This window comes from Loigolactobacillus rennini DSM 20253 (assembly GCF_001436505.1).
Classification (GTDB): domain Bacteria; phylum Bacillota; class Bacilli; order Lactobacillales; family Lactobacillaceae; genus Loigolactobacillus; species Loigolactobacillus rennini.
This window is the reverse complement of sequence record NZ_AYYI01000033.1, coordinates 1-17,846: the sequence shown is the minus strand read 5'-3', so window position 1 is coordinate 17,846 and position 17,846 is coordinate 1. Positions and strand designations below refer to the sequence as shown.

Below are 17,846 nucleotides of genomic sequence, written 5' to 3'. Positions count from 1 at the left end.
TACATATTATATGTACGAAGGCATTTCATTTACACAAGATTCTTGACGCTACCTAATCCAGCGGCAGGAACAATCCGCGCAGTCTGTGCTGCATGTTTACTTCCTACCATTGGATCATCAGCGGCGCCTGCAGGTCGTCCACCTAATAATTTTTCAATTTTTGGTGAGACGTCAAACTTAGCTGTCTTAGTTGTAAAGTAATAAATCACATTTAAAATCGTGAAATAAGTCAAGATGACAAAAACTAATAAAAATAAGAGCCCTCTTGTCCAAGCGCCTAAACGAATAAATCGAATAGCTAAATACCCTAAGTATAGGACCCCTAAAGCACCAATAATCGTATAAACGCGATTTTTCAATTTAACATTCATATTAAAATAGCCTAAATAATGATTCAGCATATCTAACAAAGATAGCAAATGCCTCACCTCCAATTATTGATTGTTATTGGTATTGTTAGTTGTATTACCAGTCGTTTGGGTATTATTTGTCGTGTTTGTATCGTCTGTATTATCAGTATCATCATTATTTGTTGTATTATCTGATTTATTATTGTCTGTATTTGCTGAGCTTGTAGCCGATGATGAAGCAGCTGAATCCGATTTGCTTTGACTATTTTGATTAGTCTGCTGATTATTCTGCGTATCATCATCTTTTTGCGATGTTGTTTGCTGAGACTGCTGAGTTGACTCGGGCTCACTAGTTTGTTGCTGCGAACTGGCTTCACTTTCAGGCCGAGAACTAGCACTTGGTCGTTGTTGCGAACTATTTTGACTGGTTATCGATGAACTATCAACTTGACTAGTCTGCTCAGTTTTACTTTTAACTGGTGCAACTTTATCTGCCACAACATTGGTCGCAGCTAAACCTAACACAATAGATACAATTGCGAACGGGGTCATAAATGGCGGTGTCCGATAAGCCATTTAAACGCCTCCTCTTTTCTAATTAATCTAACCATTGTGATTACAATTAAACCACAATTTTAATTTATTGACTTAACCTCAACTTAAAATTAGTCAAAAATTAACCATTGTTTAACTTAGCAAACTGACCTTAAATAAAACTAAAACGCGCCGAGAAATTGACTTCACTATTTCTCCGCGTGTTCACACCATACCCTATGCTTTAATTTAGTCTAGCACAATTTAGTAAGGTTGCAAGCAAATCAATCGTAAGGGCTTTCAGTTATTATTTAGGAGTGGTATGCTTGGTATGGTAAATAATTCACAAGCAGAAAGGATGACCGAAATGCATTTAGTCGGAATTATCGGCAACAATCGACAAGGATCATACAATAAAAAATTACTTGAGTTTATCAAAATACACTATCAAAATGAATTCACCATGGATTTATTAACTGGTGCAGACCTACCCATTTATAATCAAGATGATGAATTAAACGCGCCGCAAAGCGTTAAGGATTTTAAAAAACCATTTGCAAAAGCAGATGGTGTCATCATCGCAACACCTGAACACAATCATTCTATTACGGCAGTTTTAAAAAATGCGCTGGATTGGGCTTCACGAGTTAACCAAGTACTCTACAATAAACCAGTGATGGTAGTTGGCGCAGCATTAGGCCCAATGGGAACTTTACGTGCGCAAAATCATTTACGGCAAATTTTAGATTCACCCGGTGTGGGGGCCTATGTGCTACCAGGTAATGATTTCTTACTAACAAATGCCGAAGATAAGTTTAATGCACAAGGAACATTGACTGATGCCGATACTTTAGAGATGTTATCTGCAACCTTGCATAATTTTGAGAATTTTATTCAATACAGTAATCCAAAACACTACGATTTTCTAAAGCTATAAGCCGCACCTTGCATTTTGGTTGTCAAATTGAAACTTGCTGTGTAAACTAATAAACAGATTGATGCTTAACAGTGATGAAATAATATTTTTTTACTAATACTTAAGCTAAATCCTTGCAACTGGTTTCATTTAGTTGTAGACTATTACAAATGTAGCAAGCATGTTACTTAAATGTAATAAATCTGTCACTAACAACACACAATGTTTTATTTGTTAGGACCGTTTCATAGACACAAGGAGGTTTTTAACATGCAATTTGGCAATTTTAGTAACAGTTGGTACCGGATTTCGTTAGATACTGATAAACAAATTTTTTATGCAACAGCAAAACAAAATCCGGAAAAAGTAACTAGCGGCATCACCATTGATGAAGCTGTCCGTAAATTAGCATTGGAAACGCACCGCCCATTAGATTATCGCGATGCTAATCAACCTGCTTAATGATGATACATGATCAGATCAGTATCTTATTAAATGTTGGTTGTCAACCTAATTTAATTGAAAAAATGCACCACAAGTCAGTGTGACACTAGCAACTAGAATGAACAGCAGTTCAACTAGCGCGTTAATGTCAAAGTCACGAACTTGTGGTGCATTTAATTTACATCGTTTGTCTAATGATTTGATCTACTTGTTGTTGCGTTTGGGACCACTTGTCATTCACAACAATTTGTGCTTTACCGCTTAATGCCGCTGGTAATTGTAAGTCACGTTTATATTCACGACTGGATAACCGCTGTTGAATCATTTGTCGTTGGTCACCACGTTTGACCAAACGTGTCGTTAAAGCAGCAGCATGTTTAACCGTTAAAAATAATGGGATCACTAAACCACCTAAAGTTTGAACATAAGTAATCGCACCTTTTGTGTCTAAAACAATACTTGCAAAATGACACATCGTCCAAGCTGCCTGTAAAGCTTCATAGGATGAACCATAATAATAATCAGCGTACTTTACATATTCAATATAATGTTTTTTAAAAAAGCTGGCATTAGTTTCAAAATAATAATCAACGCCATCTATTTCATTTGCCCGAGGTGGTCGCGTGGTATGCGTAATAACTCGGGGAATTTGATATTGTCGAGTTAAATAACGACTTACAGTCGTTTTACCAGTTCCAGTTGCCCCTGTAATCACAAATAAGCGCTGTTCCAACGAACCCAACCTCCATTTTTTTAGCTCAATCAATTGTAGCATAATTTTATTGCAGGCTTTAAGTGGAGACTAAACTATTCCTTGTGCCAACATAGCATCCGCAACTTTAGTAAAAGCGGCAATATTAGCACCAGCTGCGTAATCACGACCTAAATCATAGGTTTCAACTGCATGTATCACTTGATTAAAAATAGTCTGCATAATTGTTTGTAATTGGTGATCCACTTTAGTTGCTGGCCAAGCTAAGCGCTGACTATTTTGACTCATCTCTAATGCAGAAACTGCAACACCACCAGCATTAGCTGCTTTGGCAGGTCCAAATAAAATGCCAGCTTGATGATAAACTTTTAATGCTTCCGGTGTGCTGGGCATGTTAGCACCTTCTACAACTGTTTTGACGCCATCAGCCACTAATTGTTGCGCCCCAGCACCATCAATTTCATTTTGAGTTGCACATGGCAATGCCAGATCGCTTTTGATTGCCGCTTGCCAAACGCTCCCTGATACATATTGCGCCGTGCTAACTCGCTGGGCGTAAGCTGAAATTCGTTGATGCTCGCTAAATTTAAGCTGCTGTAATAGTTGGAAATCAATGCCAGCTGGATCGTAAATATAGCCTTTAGAATCTGACGCCGTTAACACTTTAGCACCTAGTTTTGTCGCTTTTTCCAGTGCATAAAGCGCGACATTACCTGCACCAGACAATTTAATCCGCTTTCCTGCCAATGATTGCTGCTGTGATTTTAATAATGCAGCCGTATAGTATAGCAATCCAAAACCTGTTGCTTCTGGTCGCATTAAGCTACCACCATAAGCCAATCCTTTTCCGGTTAGAGTACCGTTTTGAAAACCATTTAATCGTTTGTACTGACCAAATAAATAACCAATTTCACGCGCGCCAACCCCGATATCACCAGCTGGCACGTCTAAATCTGGCCCAATATACTTCTGTAATTCCGTCATAAAGCTTTGGCAAAAGCGCATGATTTCACCATCTGACTTATCTTTAGGATCAAAATCACTACCGCCTTTGCCCCCACCAATCGGCAATCCTGTTAAACTATTTTTAAACGTTTGTTCAAACCCAAGAAATTTAATGATCGCCAAATTAACACTAGGATGAAATCGCAAGCCACCTTTGTAGGGACCGATTGCAGAATTAAATTGAACACGAAAACCACGATTAACTCGAACTTGATTTTGATCATCCAGCCACGGGACGCGAAACTGAATCACCCGTTCCGGTTCAATCACCCGTTCTAAAATGTTGGCTTGAATGTATTCCGGATGCTGCTTTAAAACCGGCACTAACGCGGGTAAAAAATTAGCCACTGCTTCCAAAAATTCTGACTGATCAGGATCACGCTGCGTTAATGTTACTTGAACTTGATTAAGATAATCCTTCAATTGTGCCACTGGATCAACCTCCTTTTAATTATGACGCTAACTAATGTTTACATTGTAGCAAACTTTAAACATTTTAGATTAAGATTAGTTAGCAAAAAAAAACGGACGAAAGCAAACTTGCTCTCGTCCGTCTAATTTACCGTTAAACTTCTACATCAAGTCAACAGCTTAACACCAAGTTAATTAGTCAAAGTCAACACTGTGTGGAAAATGTGCAACATGTGCTTGACCGTTTAATTGTTCTTCAATCCGTAGTAATTGATTGTATTTAGCAATCCGCTCTGAACGTGCCATCGCACCGGCTTTTAATTCACCGCCAGAAACGGCAACTGAAAAGTCAGCAACGAATGGATCTTCAGTTTCACCAGAACGATGTGAGATCATTGTTGTGTAGCCATTCTTCTTAGCCAAACGAACTGCTTCAATCGATTCAGTAACTGTCCCGATTTGATTCAATTTGATTAAGATAGAGTTAGCAACGCCCTTCTTGATTCCTTTACGGAAAATTGTTGGGTTAGTAACAAAGATATCATCACCAACGATTTGAACTTTGTCGCCGACTTGTTCAGTAAACTTAGCAAAGTTATCCCAATCATTTTCAGAGAATGGGTCTTCAATGGAAATAATTGCAGGGAACTTCTTCAACAAATCGTTAACGTAGTAGTCACGTAATTGATCTGCATTGAATTTATGGCCTTCAAAAGTATAGATGCCGCTGTCTTCATCATAAAATTCAGATGATGCTGCATCCAAAGCAATACCGATATCTTCACCAGGAACATAGCCGGCTTCTTTGATTGCTTTGTAAAGCATTTGAACGGCTTCATCCGTTGACTTCATGTCAGGAGCAAAGCCACCTTCATCACCTAAACCAGTTTGGAAACCAGCTTCTTCTAAGACTTTCTTCAAAGTGTGGTAAGTGTCAGCAATTTTTTCAATACCATCACGGAAGCTATCTTTTTTAATTGGTGTAATCATGAATTCTTGGAAATCAATCCCGTTATCAGCATGGGCACCACCATTGATAACATTGTGGAAAGTTTGTGGTAATTCAATGTTAACACCGCCTAAATAACGGTAAAGTGGTGTGTTCAAAGATTTAGCTGCTGCCCGGGCAGTTGCCATGGAAACACCTAAGATTGCATTAGCACCTAAACGTGCTTTATTAGGTGTGCCATCTAAGTCGATCATAGCTTTATCAATTTCTGCTTGGTTGTACGGTGCAACGCCCTTTAAGGCATCGTTGATTTCAGTATTAACATTGTTAACGGCTTTAGTAACACCTTTACCCATCAAGCGTTTGCCGCCGTCACGGAGTTCTGTTGCTTCTAGTTCACCAGTTGAAGCACCAGATGGTACAGAAGCACGGCCTAAAGTACCGTCGCTTAAAACAACATCTGCTTCAACAGTTGGATTGCCACGTGAGTCAAAGACTTCACGTGCTTTAACACTTTCAATTACTACTGATTTAGACATAAAATATGTCCCTCCTTAGTGTTTGTCGGTGTGATTAAGTAGGGCTACACCAGCACCCGATCCACTTAAAATGATATCATCTTACATTTTGAATAACAACAAAATAAGTTGCTTTTTTGAAAATAAACCTACGAAAACGTTTCCGCGAAGCCGATTAATGACAAACTCGCTGTAAATCTGCAAAAAAATGGGGGTAAGAAACATTAACAGCTTCTGCTTGTGTCAAAGTTAACGTGCCGTTGCTAATCAATGCAGCAACTGCCAGCATTAAACCAATTCGGTGGTCGCCATAGGTTGTCAACTGATCAGATGTTACCGGCTTTAATGGTGTAGGCCCATGAATCACCAACCCATCTGGCTTAGTTTCAATCTGCGCACCTAATTTACTTAATTCAGTTGCAACAGCTGCTATCCGATCCGTTTCTTTTACACGCAATTCAGCTGCATCTTTAATCACCGTCGTGCCGTGTGCTTGTGTGGCCGCCAACGCCAGTAAAGGTAATTCATCAATGACATTGGCGATTTCTTGACCTTCAATTATTGTTCCGTTTAAATCGCTAGTGTTGACAATCAAGTCACCGCTGGCTTCAAACGCGGAATGAACATTTTCAACCCGTAAATTAGCCCCCATGCGACTTAAAACATCTAAAAAACCAGTACGGGTATTATTTAATCCTACTTGCTGCAACCTTAATTGACTATTAGGCACTAGCGTTGCTGCCAAAACAAAAACAGCTGCCGAAGACAAATCACCTGGCACCCGTAGTTGCTGGCTTTTAAACTGCGTTTGTGGTGTGATGGTTAACGTTAACCCGTCTTTATCCAGTACACCGCCAAACTGGCGTAACATTCGTTCAGTGTGATCACGGGTTGGCGCAATTTCCGTCAAATGAGACACTTGGTCCGCTTGTAAAGCTGCAAAAATCAGCGCACTTTTAACCTGAGCGCTAGCAACTGGAATGCGATAATCTAAAGCCTGTAACCGATTATTGGCTTGGATGGTCAAGGGTAAATGTGCTGCTGGTTCAGCAATGTTGGCACCCATTTGCCGCAAAGGCGCAGTCACCCGTGCCATTGGCCGCTTGCTTAATGATTGGTCCCCTGCTAATTCAACCGCAAAAGATTGTTTACTCAACAACCCCAGCAATAGCCGAGTTGCCGTTCCTGAATTACCTAAATTTAAGGGTTGGTTGGGATGCTGCAAATTTTTAAAGCCACGTCCTTTAATAGTCACTTGATCGCCAGAAAGCTGTACCGGCACCCCTAATTGTTTCAGTGCCGTTAAAGTTTGTTGACAATCATCTGCTAACAAAAAATGATCAATTTTGGTGGTGCCGGTTGCTAATGCACCAAAAATCGCAGCACGGTGAGAAATACTTTTATCCCCTGGGACCGCAATGGTTCCTGTCAATTTTGCCACGTTTGTTCTTAATGTTTTTTCCATAATTTCTTCCTTTTAATAAGCCGCAATTTCTTTCCGATAAGCAGCAACTTGTTTTTTCAATCTTATTAGTGAATCACTATTAAATTGCGCTAAAACTGCTTGTGCTAATGTGATGGCAACCATGGCTTCCGCTACCACAGCGGCTGCTGGTACGGCAGTGGTGTCCGCACGCTGTACGCTCGCTTTTTCCTTTTGCTTGGTTTTAATATTAACGCTATTCAAAGGCTGGTAGAGGGTAGGAATCGGCTTCATTGCCCCTTTAATAATCAATGGCGCGCCGGTGGTCATGCCGCCTTCGAAGCCACCTAAATGATCACTGCCACGATAAAAGCCCCGCTGTTTTGCATAATAAATTTCATCCATCACTTGACTACCAGGATGCTGTGTGAGGGCAAACCCATCGCCAAATTCAACGCCTTTAAATGCATTGATACTGATAATGGCTTGCGCTAATTTGGCGTCTAATTTAGTGGTGGCACTCACATAGCTACCCAATCCAACTGGCACATGCGTCGCAATGACCTCAACGACGCCCCCTAAAGTATCACCTGCTTGCCGCGCCTGTTGAATCAACTGCCGCATTTTTTGTGCTGCAGCCGAATCATAGGTACGCACATCACTATTTTCTGTTAACTGGCGTAACTCTGTTAAACTGGCCAATGCTTGTAATTGTGTTTCATCCGATTCAATACCACCTAGTTGCTGGACAAAGCCTAAAACATCAACGCCGATCTCATTAAGTAATTGTTTGCAAACACTACCAACAGCAACGCGCGCTGCCGTTTCTCGCGCACTAGAACGTTCTAAAACATTGCGTAAGTCCTGATGCTGATATTTTTGACCGCCCACTAAATCAGCATGACCAGGTCGTGGTTTAACCACTTGCCGGACACGATTAGCAGCTGTTGCAGGCTCATCAGCTGCCATAATTTTTTGCCAATGAATGTAATCATGGTTTTTAATTTGCAGGGTTATCGGCGATCCCAGTGTCATCTGATGCCGAACGCCTGAAGTCACTATCACTTTGTCCTGTTCAATTTTCATACGGTTACCACGGCCATACCCTTGCTGTCGCCGCGCTAAATCAGCATTAACTTGTTTAACAGATAATGTTAACCCAGCCGGGATACCTTCAATAATTGCAGTTAACTCTGGCCCATGTGATTCTCCTGCCGTTACATAACGCACAACGATCTCTCCAATCAATTTAGCGAACGTACTTAGTCTAATCTGATTCTAATTGACAAAGCGCCAAAGCGTCAATCTTTAGTTATTAAACCTAGTACTTAGCGTTTATCAGTCTGTTAAATAGGCAAACATTAAAAATCGGTTAAGTTAGTAATCGGTTTCTTTATCTTTCTGTTAGGGTTTATTCACACAAAATTCACACCTTATTGTTATACTAATTTGTGTTGGTGGAGGAAAGATAAATTGCTCCGCGCCGTTTAATGGCTTGAAGGCTGCTAGACGTAAAAAGATTTATCGACACCAAGCTAAATGGACCCGTGGACTCGAATCAAGTATAGATGGGAGCATCAAACAGGGAAACATTTACTTAAAATTGAATTTAAACTGAATAATTAGCCAATTAGGTCATACAAATATGTCATCAGCTAGTTAGCTTGTAAATAGTGATTAAAACACGGGGCAACTCACAAATGTGAATTGCCCCGTGTTTATTAATTTATTATTACCTTCAGGAAGTTACTCGATAACGCTCGTTTGTAGCTTTAGACTCACTATTCAGACCGTAAAGCAATCGCAGCATCTTTCTTCGATGCCATCCGGGCAGGTAAGTGTCCACCAATCATGGTCAAAACAGTGCTGACAATGACTAGAATCACTGCATGTACCGGATTTAGCTGCGCAACATTAGTTAAATCTGTCATATGATAGAGCACACTATTAATCGGGAATGTTGCCAAATAAGCAATCAGCACACCTAAAACCCCAGAGGCAACGCCTAAAATGCCAGTTTCAGCATCAAACACCCGGGTAATATCTTTTTTACGCGCACCTAATGCCTTTAAAACACCAATTTCTTTAGTCCGTTCCAATACTGACGTATAAGTGAGAATACCGATCATAATCATGCTAGTGATTAACGAGATACCAGCAAACGCAACTAAGACGTAAGTGATCGCATCCATTAAACCACCAGTTAAGTCCGTCATGGTCCCAGCTAAATCAGTATAAATAATTTTATCTTGTTTTGATTTACCTTCATTGAAACGATCCAAATAATTTAAAACTTTTTCTTTATCTTTAAAGTTATTCGGATAAATTAAAATACTATAAGGCATGCTGTCACCACCTAATGTGGCTAGCAACTGATCCTTAGTCTGTCCCGAAACAGCTTCACCAGTGATGACGTTTCGATTACTCTGCCGCTGTGCTTGGACAATTGCAGAAGCTTTATTGTCTTTAATTACCTGCCGCACTAACTTATCTGAATAAGCAATTCCCGGTGCTAACAAGTCCATATTGCTGCTTTGTTTTGCCCGAATGACACCAACAATTTTCAATTCTTTCGTTTGGTTAGCTTGGTAAGCACTAGTTAAATCTTCTTTAGGAACAAAGTTTCCTGTTGGCAGCTTCTGGTAGTAATCATCATTATTGGCGACTTTAATGCTAGTGCCAATCAGCTGATTCAAATTGATTTTCTCGCCATCTTTAATGTCAAAGCCAAGATTTTTAAGTGCGTTAACATTGGTTTGATTTTTTCCATTAACAACAACGACAACGTCTGTCGCTTTTTGTGGATAAGCACCTTTTAGTAATTTATAATTAGCTTCCAAAAAATTATTCTTTTTACTTTTTAAAGGTTCTGGGAAAGAAGAAACACCCACTCCGGAAACTGAGGAGAAATTTTTCTGTAAGTCTTGACTAGCATCACTTGAATTTGAAAACTTAACCGTTTTAACCTTACCATTAATTTTACGGAGTAAGTTCATGCCAGTTAAACGTGTATAACCGATATTATTACTGTATTCTGGATTAATCCGGTGTACATAGTCTAAAAACTTCTGATTGATCCGATTAACGTGTTGTGCACTTTCATTTTGATCCTTAGCTGCCACTACATAACCTTTATTGGGTTTAACTTGATCAGAATCTTGCATATTTTGTTGTGCTTTAGTCTGATCAGTCGCAACTTGCGAAATGGTAACTGGAAATTTAGCCAACGTTTGAGTCTGAGTATCATCAATCTGTTTTTGAAATCCATTGGACAAACTTAAAACAATCGCTACACCAATAATACCAATGCTAGACGCAAAAGCTGTCAAAAAAGTACGGCCCTTTTTAGTACGGATATTTTTAAACGATAATTTAATTGCCGTGGCAAAAGTCATCTTCGTCCGTTTTAGTTGAAAATCATGATGAGCTGTCTTTTCATGATAAGGATTAGTGTCACGTTGAATTTTACCATCAACAAACTCAACCACTCGATCTGCATATTGGTTAGCTAAATCCGGGTTATGGGTCACCATGATCACTAACCGCTCCCGGGAAAGTTCCTGAATAATTTGCATGATTTGAGCACTAGTTTCGGTATCTAAAGCCCCGGTTGGTTCGTCACAAAGTAAAACATCTGGATCATTAACAATTGCTCGGGCAATCGCTACCCGCTGCATTTGTCCACCTGATAATTGGTTGATGGCTTTATTCATATGCTGACCTAAACCAACACGTTTTAAAGCTGCTACCGCTTTTTCTTTGCGTTGCGCTTTACTGACCCCGCTTAAGGTCATCCCCATTTCAACATTATCAAGAATACTTAAATGCCCAATTAAGTTATAGCTTTGAAAAATAAACCCGATCGTATTGTTACGATAAGCATCCCAATCAGTTTCCTTAAACTTTTTGGTAGAGGTACCATTAACAATCATGTCACCTGAATCATAGCGATCGAGCCCGCCCAGTGCATTTAGCAGTGTGGTTTTACCAGAACCGCTGGGGCCGAGCACAGCAACAAATTCCTGCGGGCGAAACGCAATGGAAACGTCATCTAATGCTTTAGTGACCGTATCCCCCACTTGATAGTATTTCTTAACATGCTTTAATTCGAGCATCGTATCCCTCTTCCTGAACTAGTCTTCCTTTAATTAATCACTTTATTTAGCATATAGCGATTATGATCATGTCATTATTATAACTAAGTTTACACGTTTATGGGGTTAATTTAGTGCTTTCTTATAACTAGTCAATAAAAAGCGTGTGCTCAGGCAGCTAATTCCTATAAATTTCTATGGAAATAACCAGCCATTAGCACACGCTTTTTATAAAACTAAACGTACTTCATAAAAATGATTTAATTTATAATTGTTGATTTAAAGAGACCATCTCTAGTAAGCCTTGAGCAGCTTCACTACCCTTATTACCCACTTTTGCACCGGCACGCTGCAGCGCCTGTTCAATGGTTTCAGTTGTTAATACCCCAAACATCACCGGAACTTTAGCATGCAATTCAATTGTAGCAATGCCTTTTGCCACTTCACTGCTAACTAACTCATAATGGGTCGTTTCACCACGAACAACTGCACCTAAAGTTATCACGCCGTCATACTTTTCTGACGTTGCCACCTTTTTAGTCACAAAGGGAATTTCAAACGCCCCTGGTACCCAATAAACATCAATATCACGATCAGCAACACCATGGCGCAATAAATTATCCTGAGCCCCAGTTAAAAGCTTATGTGTCACTAGTTCGTTAAATCTGGCAATCACAATGGCGACTTTAATCTGTTTACCTTGATATTGTCCATTAAAAATATTCATGCTAAACATCCTTTCTTTAGAGACTTAACAATTGATGAAATTTCACTTTTTTTGTTTGTAAATAGCGCTTATTTTCCTGATAAACAGTTGTTTGTAATGGCTGCCGGGCCACAACTTCAATCCCATTTTGTTCCAATTGTGTGATTTTATCAGGATTATTAGTCAACAATTTAATTTTGCTGACCCCTTCATTTTTTAATAACCACGCAGCAACTGCGTAATGCCGCGCGTCTGCTGGAAAGCCCAATGCTACATTAGCATCATAAGTATCAAGCCCTTGCTCTTGTAAATGATAAGCGCGTAGTTTGTCCAATAGACCAATTCCCCGGCCTTCTTGCCGTAAATATAGGACCGCGCCAGCACCTGCTGCTGCAATTTCTTTCATTGCTAAATCTAACTGCTCACCGCAGTCACACCGGTGAGAACCAAAAACATCCCCTGTTAAGCATTCTGATTGAATTCGAATCAAAGGTGCTTTGGCATGCTTCAAATCACCTAATGACAAAACAAGCTGTTCTTTACCCTTATCATCTAAGTAAAGCGATAGTTGGAATTTTCCATATCGATTAGGCAGCTTGACTGAAACTTCTGGTTTTTGTTGTCGGCTTGCCAAATATTCGCGTAATTCCGCAATGGTGATAAAATCTAGCTGCCAGCGCTGAGCCAATTGTTTCAACGTTGGCCGTCGCGCCATGTGGCCATCATCTTGCAAAACTTCACAGATATAGGCTGCTTGCTCCCCAGCCAATTTTGCTAAATCAATTGCCGCTTCAGTGTGACCGCCACGTTCCCGAACACCACCAGCTTTTGCAATCAACGGAAAGACATGCCCTGGGCGATAAAAATCTGCCGCTTGACTCGTGTCATCCGCTAATTTAGCAATCGTTTGGGCACGATCAAATGCCGAAATGCCAGTAGAAGTCGAGCGGTGATCCACACTGATTGTAAATGCCGTACCAAAAGCATCATTACCGTGCGTCGTCATTGGATGTAAATCCAACTGTTGTGCTAATTGTTGTGTTACTGGTGCGCAAAGCAACCCCCGCGCGTGTTTAGTCATAAAATTAACATTGGCTGGTGTTACTTGGCTTGCTAAACCGATCATATCACCTTCTGCTTCACGATCCTCATTATCTGCCACAATAATTAGTTTCCCAGCTTTTAATGCGGCCACTGCGTGTTCAATTTTTTGATTTAACATGACACTTGCCTCCTAATTTTTCAATAATTGTTTAACGTATTTCCCTAACATGTCTGTTTCAAGATTAACGACACTGCCAATAGTTAAGTTAGCAAAATTAGTTTGTGCTAAAGAATGGGGGATTAGTGCGATGCTAAAGGCCCCTGGTCTTACAGTTGCTATCGTTAAACTAGCACCATTGATGGCAATTGCACCTTGTGCGATAATCTCATCACTAATTTGTGGTGGCCGGTAAAAGTACAATTGCAACATATTTTCCACCCGTTGTTTCTGCAATAATTTAGTTGTAGTATCTACGTGTCCAAAAACAAAGTGGCCTTCAAAACGTTGATCTGCTCTTAACGCCCTTTCTAAATTAACCGGGGCACCATTTTTTAAACGACCTAAATTTGTTTTTTGATAAGTAACTGGGGTGACATCAACGGTAAAATAAGGTGGTTTGACCTGAACTGCCGTTAAACAAACGCCATTGATTGCCATACTATCTCCTAATTTATAATCCGCTAGTACCTCAAGCTGGCTAACTTTTATAGTCAGTTGAATATGATGTTGCAATTTTCTGGCCGTATAAACTGTCCCCACATCTTGAATTAATCCTGTAAACATGCTATGGCCTCCGCTTGCTAACAATTTTTAAATCCGTTCCGACTTTTTCAATACGGTCAAACTGTAATTCGGTTGTATCAATGGCTTCCTTACCGGCAAAGGCACTTAATCCTGTTCCCAATATTTTAGGCGCCAAATAGGTCACAATTTCTTGATAACTTCCTGCAGCCAAAAATGCTCGGTGAATGGTAGCACCACCTTCCACATAGACAGATTGAATTTTTTGTTGTGCTAAATAAGCGACAACTGCTTTTACAGTCGGTTCGGTCAAGCCGATTAATTTCACATGTGGTGGTGTGGGTAAGTGCACCAACTCAGGTTTAGTAAATATCCAAATCGGCTCAGTTGTTGCAAAAACATGGTACTGATCAAAATGTAAAGTACGACCGCGCCGATCTAAAATGATCCTAATTGGGACATGATCCTCCTGCGGCTTAGGTAATAACTGCGGATTATCAGCAATAATTGTCCCACTTCCTACTAAAATTGCTTGGTAAGCTTGTCGTTCGGCATGGACTAACTGATTGGCAGCTCTACCAGTAATTTGCGTTCGTCTGCCTTGGTAACTAGTCATTTTACCGTCTAAGCTAAGCGCTTGTTTCAGTGTGATGTAAGGTAGCCCGTGCTGATAAAAATAATTATAGTGTGGATTTAAAGCTGCCACCAACTCCTGTCCAACACCAACCTTCACCGTAATGTGATGGTCTTTAAGGCGTTGTATGCCTTTGCCAGTGACTAATGGATTGGGATCCACTTGCCCAATCACAACACGACTAATGCCACTGTCAATGACAGCCTGCACACAAGGTGGTTGCTTCCCATAATGCGCACAAGGTTCTAAAGTGACATATAAAGTTGAACCTTTTAATTCTTCAGGGTGTGAACAAGTTGCCAAAGCCATTTTTTCAGCGTGCCAAGCACCATATTTAGCATGGTAGCCTGTTGCAATAATCTGACCATTTTTAACAATCACCGCACCAACTAATGGATTTTGGTAGGTATGCCAGCGTCCCTTTTTGGCTAAAGCCACTGCTTTTTTCATGTACATTTTATCTGCTTGCATTATTTTCCTCCTTTCAAACAAAATAAAAGCCCTGTAGAAAAAATTCTACAGGGCTTTGCTATCGTATGAAGCTAATCATTGTAAGCGCTAAACTAAAAAACGGTTCTTACTGATTAGGCTAAACGTTAATTCTTCTCCCATCCAGACTTTACTGTCGGTTCTAGATTCTCACTAGATCCACCGCATACGCGGGTCACGGACTTTAAGCAGCTAGCTCATTACCGTCGGTCGGGAATTTCACCCTGCCCCGAAGAATTTCTTTATTCAACTTTACATTTTTATAATAAACCGTTTTCTTACAAATGTCCACTAAAAATTAGCGATTAACAAAAAATCTTAAAAACGTTACTTAATGGTGATTCCCCGCCTAAAACTTTTAAGCAAACCCATTTCGTCAGTCTGCAAAACTAGGCCTGAATAAATATGACTGATGTAAAACGTTAGCCCGCAAGTAGCCAGCACTAAAATTCCCATTGATGCAAAATTACCCCAAGCTGACACAGTTTGGTTGATTAACCGGATAGGCATGAAAAAAGAAGACAAAAACGGAATATACGAAAAAAGTTTAACAAAAAAGTTGTTGGGTGCTTGATTTAAAGCTAAAGCACCTAAAAAACCAATCATAATTAAATACATTGCAGGCTGCGTTGCTTTAGTTGCATCCTCTGGTCGGGTGACCAACGCGCCACACAGCGCCGCTAAAACCGTATAAATCAACACACCTAAAACAACGTAAACTAAATTAAATGACAATAAATGATGCAACACCCCATCAATTAAAGTTTGATGTTGCTTCAAAAAATCTGCCAGCAATTTAATTCTAGGAGTTAAAGCATAAATAGCCATACCGCCGACGCCATAAATCAGTAATTGAGTCAACATCACCAATAAAATTCCTGTAATTTTACCATAAAAATAATTTTCAGCCTTGGTGCTTGAAAAAATGACTTCCATGATTTTGGTTCCTTTTTCAGAAGCAATTTCTTGCGCAGTTGTCGCAGTATAGGTCAGTAAAATAAAATACATCATAAATAATAACAACATAAATGAGATTAGTTTGATTGTTTTATTTTTATCTACGCTAGTGTTAATAACATGCTGTTTAAAGCTTGGTGCACGACTAAGTGCAGCTGCTTGCTTGGACGTCAGCGCTGCAGCGCTGAAGTTTAAGGCCTGTTGCTTTTGGACGGCAGCAGCTAACAATTGATTTTTTGTGCGTTTACTTAAAGCAGTGGTCCCATAATACTGAAATTGAACTTGTTGCGCCTTTGTCTGAGCAACAACATAGCCGCTGATTTTATCATTTTTCAAGGCTTGTTTTGCTTGTGGTCTCGTCGTATATCGCCGATTTAATTTGACTTGCTGCGTTTTTAATGCTTTCACAGTAGCCTGCCTTTGCGTAGCTGAACTTGCCACTACTGCAAGTGCATCATTTTCAGTTGCATTACCAACGGATAGATAACTGATGCCAAACATTAACAATAAAAAAATAAAGGGTGTCAAAATCAATGCAACAAAGCTCCATGACTTAACCTGCCGTAAATAAGTTTGCTTAATCACCACACCAATTTTTCTCATTGGTCTACCTCCTGTTTGAAAATTTCTGTTAACGTCGGAGGCTGCTGATCAAAGGCTTTTATGTATTGGCCACCTGAAACTGCTGCAAAAATTTCTGGCCCGTATTTTTCATCTTCAATAATTATCCGATAACGATTGCGAATGGGCGTGACTGAACACACATGCGGCAAACTTTTTAAAGCGGCAGCTTTAAGCGGTGTTTCCACAATAATCCGGGTACTACCATACTGTTCCCGGATTTGGATCATTTCTCCTTTTAACCGCACCTGGCCTTGATTGATTAAAACAATATCATCGCAAATATTTTCCACATTATTCATATTATGATCAGAAAATAAAATCATCGCCCCACGTTTCTTTTCCCGCAGAATAATATTTCTTAATAGTGCCGTATTTAACGGATCTAATCCACTAAAAGGTTCATCCAAAATAATTAAATCCGGTTGATGAATCAAGGTACAGATCAACTGGATTTTTTGCTGATTACCTTTAGATAAGCTGGCAATTTTGTCAGCCGCACCCCCTTTAACTTGTAAGGCTGTTAACCAATCGGGCAAAATTTTCTTCACAACTTTTGTACGCATTCCCTTTAAATTGGCTAAATAAATAACTTGCTGTGCAACTGTTAGTTTAGTCATTAAACTACGCTCTTCAGGTAAATAACCAATCCGATCATAATCCCGCTCTGTTAACTGATGATCATCCCAAACTATTTGTCCCTGGTACTGAATAAAATTGAGGATACTATGAAAAATGGTAGTTTTACCTGCCCCATTTTTGCCCAACAGCCCGACAATCCGCCCAGGCTGCACCGAAAAATCAATTTGGTTTAACACTTTTTTAGTACCAAACTGTTTGCTTAACTGCTTAATAGCTAACACGAAAACAACTCCTTTGATTGAACTTAATTTTAAAACTCCTGAATCGAAACGCTACTTTCAGCATAACAATTTTCCCACTATAATCACATCTATTCATGCAACCGCTTTTTCAATCTACGATTTGCATTTTAAATCATTAATTAACGCTAATAGATGCTTAGCAACTTGATTAGCTTGACAGGAATCCATTGACGCTAATCGTTTAATCAATAACTGTGCATATAATGGTAATTCAGAAAAATCTGCTTGATCGCCTTTTAATAAATCAATCACACTGACATCCAAAGCATTGGCAATTGCAATTAATTTTTGAATACTGATATTCTGCTTATCCAATCGTTCTAGACTAGAAATAAAATTAACGGATAAACCGCTTTGTTGAAGTGAACCCTTAAAATTGGACAACTTTATTAAGCTGCTTTCTGGGCGGTAAG

General features: G+C 39.7%; 17 protein-coding genes and 1 riboswitch. Of the genes, 2 read left to right on the top strand and 15 right to left on the bottom strand.

Features of this window, described 5'->3' with window-relative positions:
• Positions 1-29: 29 nt before the first annotated feature.
• A complete protein-coding gene (locus tag FC24_RS05405; RefSeq protein ID WP_235807321.1) occupies positions 30-419 on the bottom strand; it encodes a DUF6681 family protein in 390 nt (129 codons plus the stop codon).
• Positions 420-434: 15 nt separating this feature from the next.
• Positions 435-926, bottom strand: coding sequence for a hypothetical protein (locus tag FC24_RS05400; protein WP_057873865.1), 492 nt, complete (start codon positions 924-926; stop codon positions 435-437).
• Positions 927-1,215: 289 nt separating this feature from the next.
• Between FC24_RS05400 and FC24_RS05395 the strand changes: the two genes are divergently transcribed.
• Together FC24_RS05395 and FC24_RS05390 are read left to right on the top strand one after the other, a co-directional pair.
• A complete protein-coding gene (locus FC24_RS05395) occupies positions 1,216-1,821 on the top strand; it encodes an NADPH-dependent FMN reductase (RefSeq protein ID WP_202813607.1) in 606 nt (201 codons plus the stop codon).
• A gap of 249 nt (positions 1,822-2,070) precedes the next feature.
• Positions 2,071-2,262 (top strand): hypothetical protein, encoded by a 192-nt coding sequence (locus tag FC24_RS05390; RefSeq protein WP_057873864.1) that lies wholly within the window; start codon positions 2,071-2,073, stop codon positions 2,260-2,262.
• Between the two features lie 160 nt (positions 2,263-2,422).
• Here the strand turns inward: FC24_RS05390 and FC24_RS05385 are convergent, their stop codons facing one another.
• The 13 genes from FC24_RS05385 to FC24_RS05325 all read right to left on the bottom strand — a co-directional run.
• The gene (locus FC24_RS05385) at positions 2,423-2,977 is read right to left on the bottom strand and encodes a hypothetical protein (RefSeq protein WP_083485641.1); all 555 of its coding nucleotides are present in this window, start codon (positions 2,975-2,977) and stop codon (positions 2,423-2,425) included.
• Between the two features lie 69 nt (positions 2,978-3,046).
• A complete protein-coding gene (gdhA, locus tag FC24_RS05380) occupies positions 3,047-4,393 on the bottom strand; it encodes an NADP-specific glutamate dehydrogenase (protein WP_057873862.1) in 1,347 nt (448 codons plus the stop codon).
• 174 nt (positions 4,394-4,567) lie between these two features.
• Complete coding sequence (gene eno / locus FC24_RS05375) at positions 4,568-5,860, bottom strand: phosphopyruvate hydratase (protein WP_057873861.1); 1,293 nt, start codon at positions 5,858-5,860, stop codon at positions 4,568-4,570.
• 154 nt (positions 5,861-6,014) lie between these two features.
• On the bottom strand, positions 6,015-7,304 hold the full coding sequence (gene aroA / locus FC24_RS05370) for a 3-phosphoshikimate 1-carboxyvinyltransferase (RefSeq protein WP_057873860.1): 1,290 nt from the start codon (positions 7,302-7,304) through the stop codon (positions 6,015-6,017).
• Positions 7,305-7,316: 12 nt separating this feature from the next.
• Entirely contained in the window at positions 7,317-8,492 is a 1,176-nt protein-coding gene (gene aroC / locus FC24_RS05365) for a chorismate synthase (protein WP_057873859.1), read from the bottom strand.
• Positions 8,493-9,043: 551 nt separating this feature from the next.
• The gene (locus FC24_RS05360) at positions 9,044-11,377 is read right to left on the bottom strand and encodes an ABC transporter ATP-binding protein/permease (protein ID WP_057873858.1); all 2,334 of its coding nucleotides are present in this window, start codon (positions 11,375-11,377) and stop codon (positions 9,044-9,046) included.
• Between the two features lie 244 nt (positions 11,378-11,621).
• Complete coding sequence (gene ribH / locus FC24_RS05355; RefSeq protein ID WP_057873857.1) at positions 11,622-12,083, bottom strand: 6,7-dimethyl-8-ribityllumazine synthase; 462 nt, start codon at positions 12,081-12,083, stop codon at positions 11,622-11,624.
• 16 nt (positions 12,084-12,099) lie between these two features.
• Positions 12,100-13,284, bottom strand: coding sequence for a bifunctional 3,4-dihydroxy-2-butanone-4-phosphate synthase/GTP cyclohydrolase II (locus FC24_RS05350; protein ID WP_057873856.1), 1,185 nt, complete (start codon positions 13,282-13,284; stop codon positions 12,100-12,102).
• Between the two features lie 12 nt (positions 13,285-13,296).
• Positions 13,297-13,890, bottom strand: a complete 594-nt coding sequence (locus tag FC24_RS05345; protein ID WP_057873855.1) for a riboflavin synthase — start codon at positions 13,888-13,890, stop codon at positions 13,297-13,299.
• 1 nt (position 13,891) lies between these two features.
• Positions 13,892-14,953 (bottom strand): bifunctional diaminohydroxyphosphoribosylaminopyrimidine deaminase/5-amino-6-(5-phosphoribosylamino)uracil reductase RibD, encoded by a 1,062-nt coding sequence (ribD, locus tag FC24_RS05340; RefSeq protein WP_083485640.1) that lies wholly within the window; start codon positions 14,951-14,953, stop codon positions 13,892-13,894.
• Between the two features lie 125 nt (positions 14,954-15,078).
• A riboswitch (FMN riboswitch) is annotated at positions 15,079-15,212 on the bottom strand.
• 86 nt (positions 15,213-15,298) lie between these two features.
• Positions 15,299-16,531, bottom strand: a complete 1,233-nt coding sequence (locus FC24_RS05335) for an ABC transporter permease (protein WP_057873854.1) — start codon at positions 16,529-16,531, stop codon at positions 15,299-15,301.
• Complete coding sequence (locus tag FC24_RS05330; RefSeq protein ID WP_057873853.1) at positions 16,528-17,412, bottom strand: ABC transporter ATP-binding protein; 885 nt, start codon at positions 17,410-17,412, stop codon at positions 16,528-16,530. Before FC24_RS05330 ends, FC24_RS05335 begins: the two co-directional genes overlap by 4 nt.
• A 114-nt stretch (positions 17,413-17,526) precedes the next feature.
• Positions 17,527-17,846 (bottom strand): helix-turn-helix domain-containing protein (locus FC24_RS05325; protein WP_057873852.1); only part of this gene is annotated, 320 nt, incomplete at its 5' end.

Bases quoted from the DNA above. Each gene is read 5' to 3' on its own strand.
- ribH (WP_057873857.1), bottom strand. From the start codon at position 12,083: ATGAATATTTTTAATGGACAATATCAAGGTAAACAGATTAAAGTCGCC.
- ribD (WP_083485640.1), bottom strand. From the start codon at position 14,953: ATGCAAGCAGATAAAATGTACATGAAAAAAGCAGTGGCTTTAGCCAAA.
- FC24_RS05345 (WP_057873855.1), bottom strand. From the start codon at position 13,890: ATGTTTACAGGATTAATTCAAGATGTGGGGACAGTTTATACGGCCAGA.
- FC24_RS05360 (WP_057873858.1), bottom strand. From the start codon at position 11,377: ATGCTCGAATTAAAGCATGTTAAGAAATACTATCAAGTGGGGGATACG.
- FC24_RS05350 (WP_057873856.1), bottom strand. From the start codon at position 13,284: ATGTTAAATCAAAAAATTGAACACGCAGTGGCCGCATTAAAAGCTGGG.
- eno (WP_057873861.1), bottom strand. From the start codon at position 5,860: ATGTCTAAATCAGTAGTAATTGAAAGTGTTAAAGCACGTGAAGTCTTT.
- FC24_RS05400 (WP_057873865.1), bottom strand. From the start codon at position 926: ATGGCTTATCGGACACCGCCATTTATGACCCCGTTCGCAATTGTATCT.
- FC24_RS05390 (WP_057873864.1), top strand. From the start codon at position 2,071: ATGCAATTTGGCAATTTTAGTAACAGTTGGTACCGGATTTCGTTAGAT.
- FC24_RS05335 (WP_057873854.1), bottom strand. From the start codon at position 16,531: ATGAGAAAAATTGGTGTGGTGATTAAGCAAACTTATTTACGGCAGGTT.
- FC24_RS05395 (WP_202813607.1), top strand. From the start codon at position 1,216: ATGGTAAATAATTCACAAGCAGAAAGGATGACCGAAATGCATTTAGTC.
- aroA (WP_057873860.1), bottom strand. From the start codon at position 7,304: ATGGAAAAAACATTAAGAACAAACGTGGCAAAATTGACAGGAACCATT.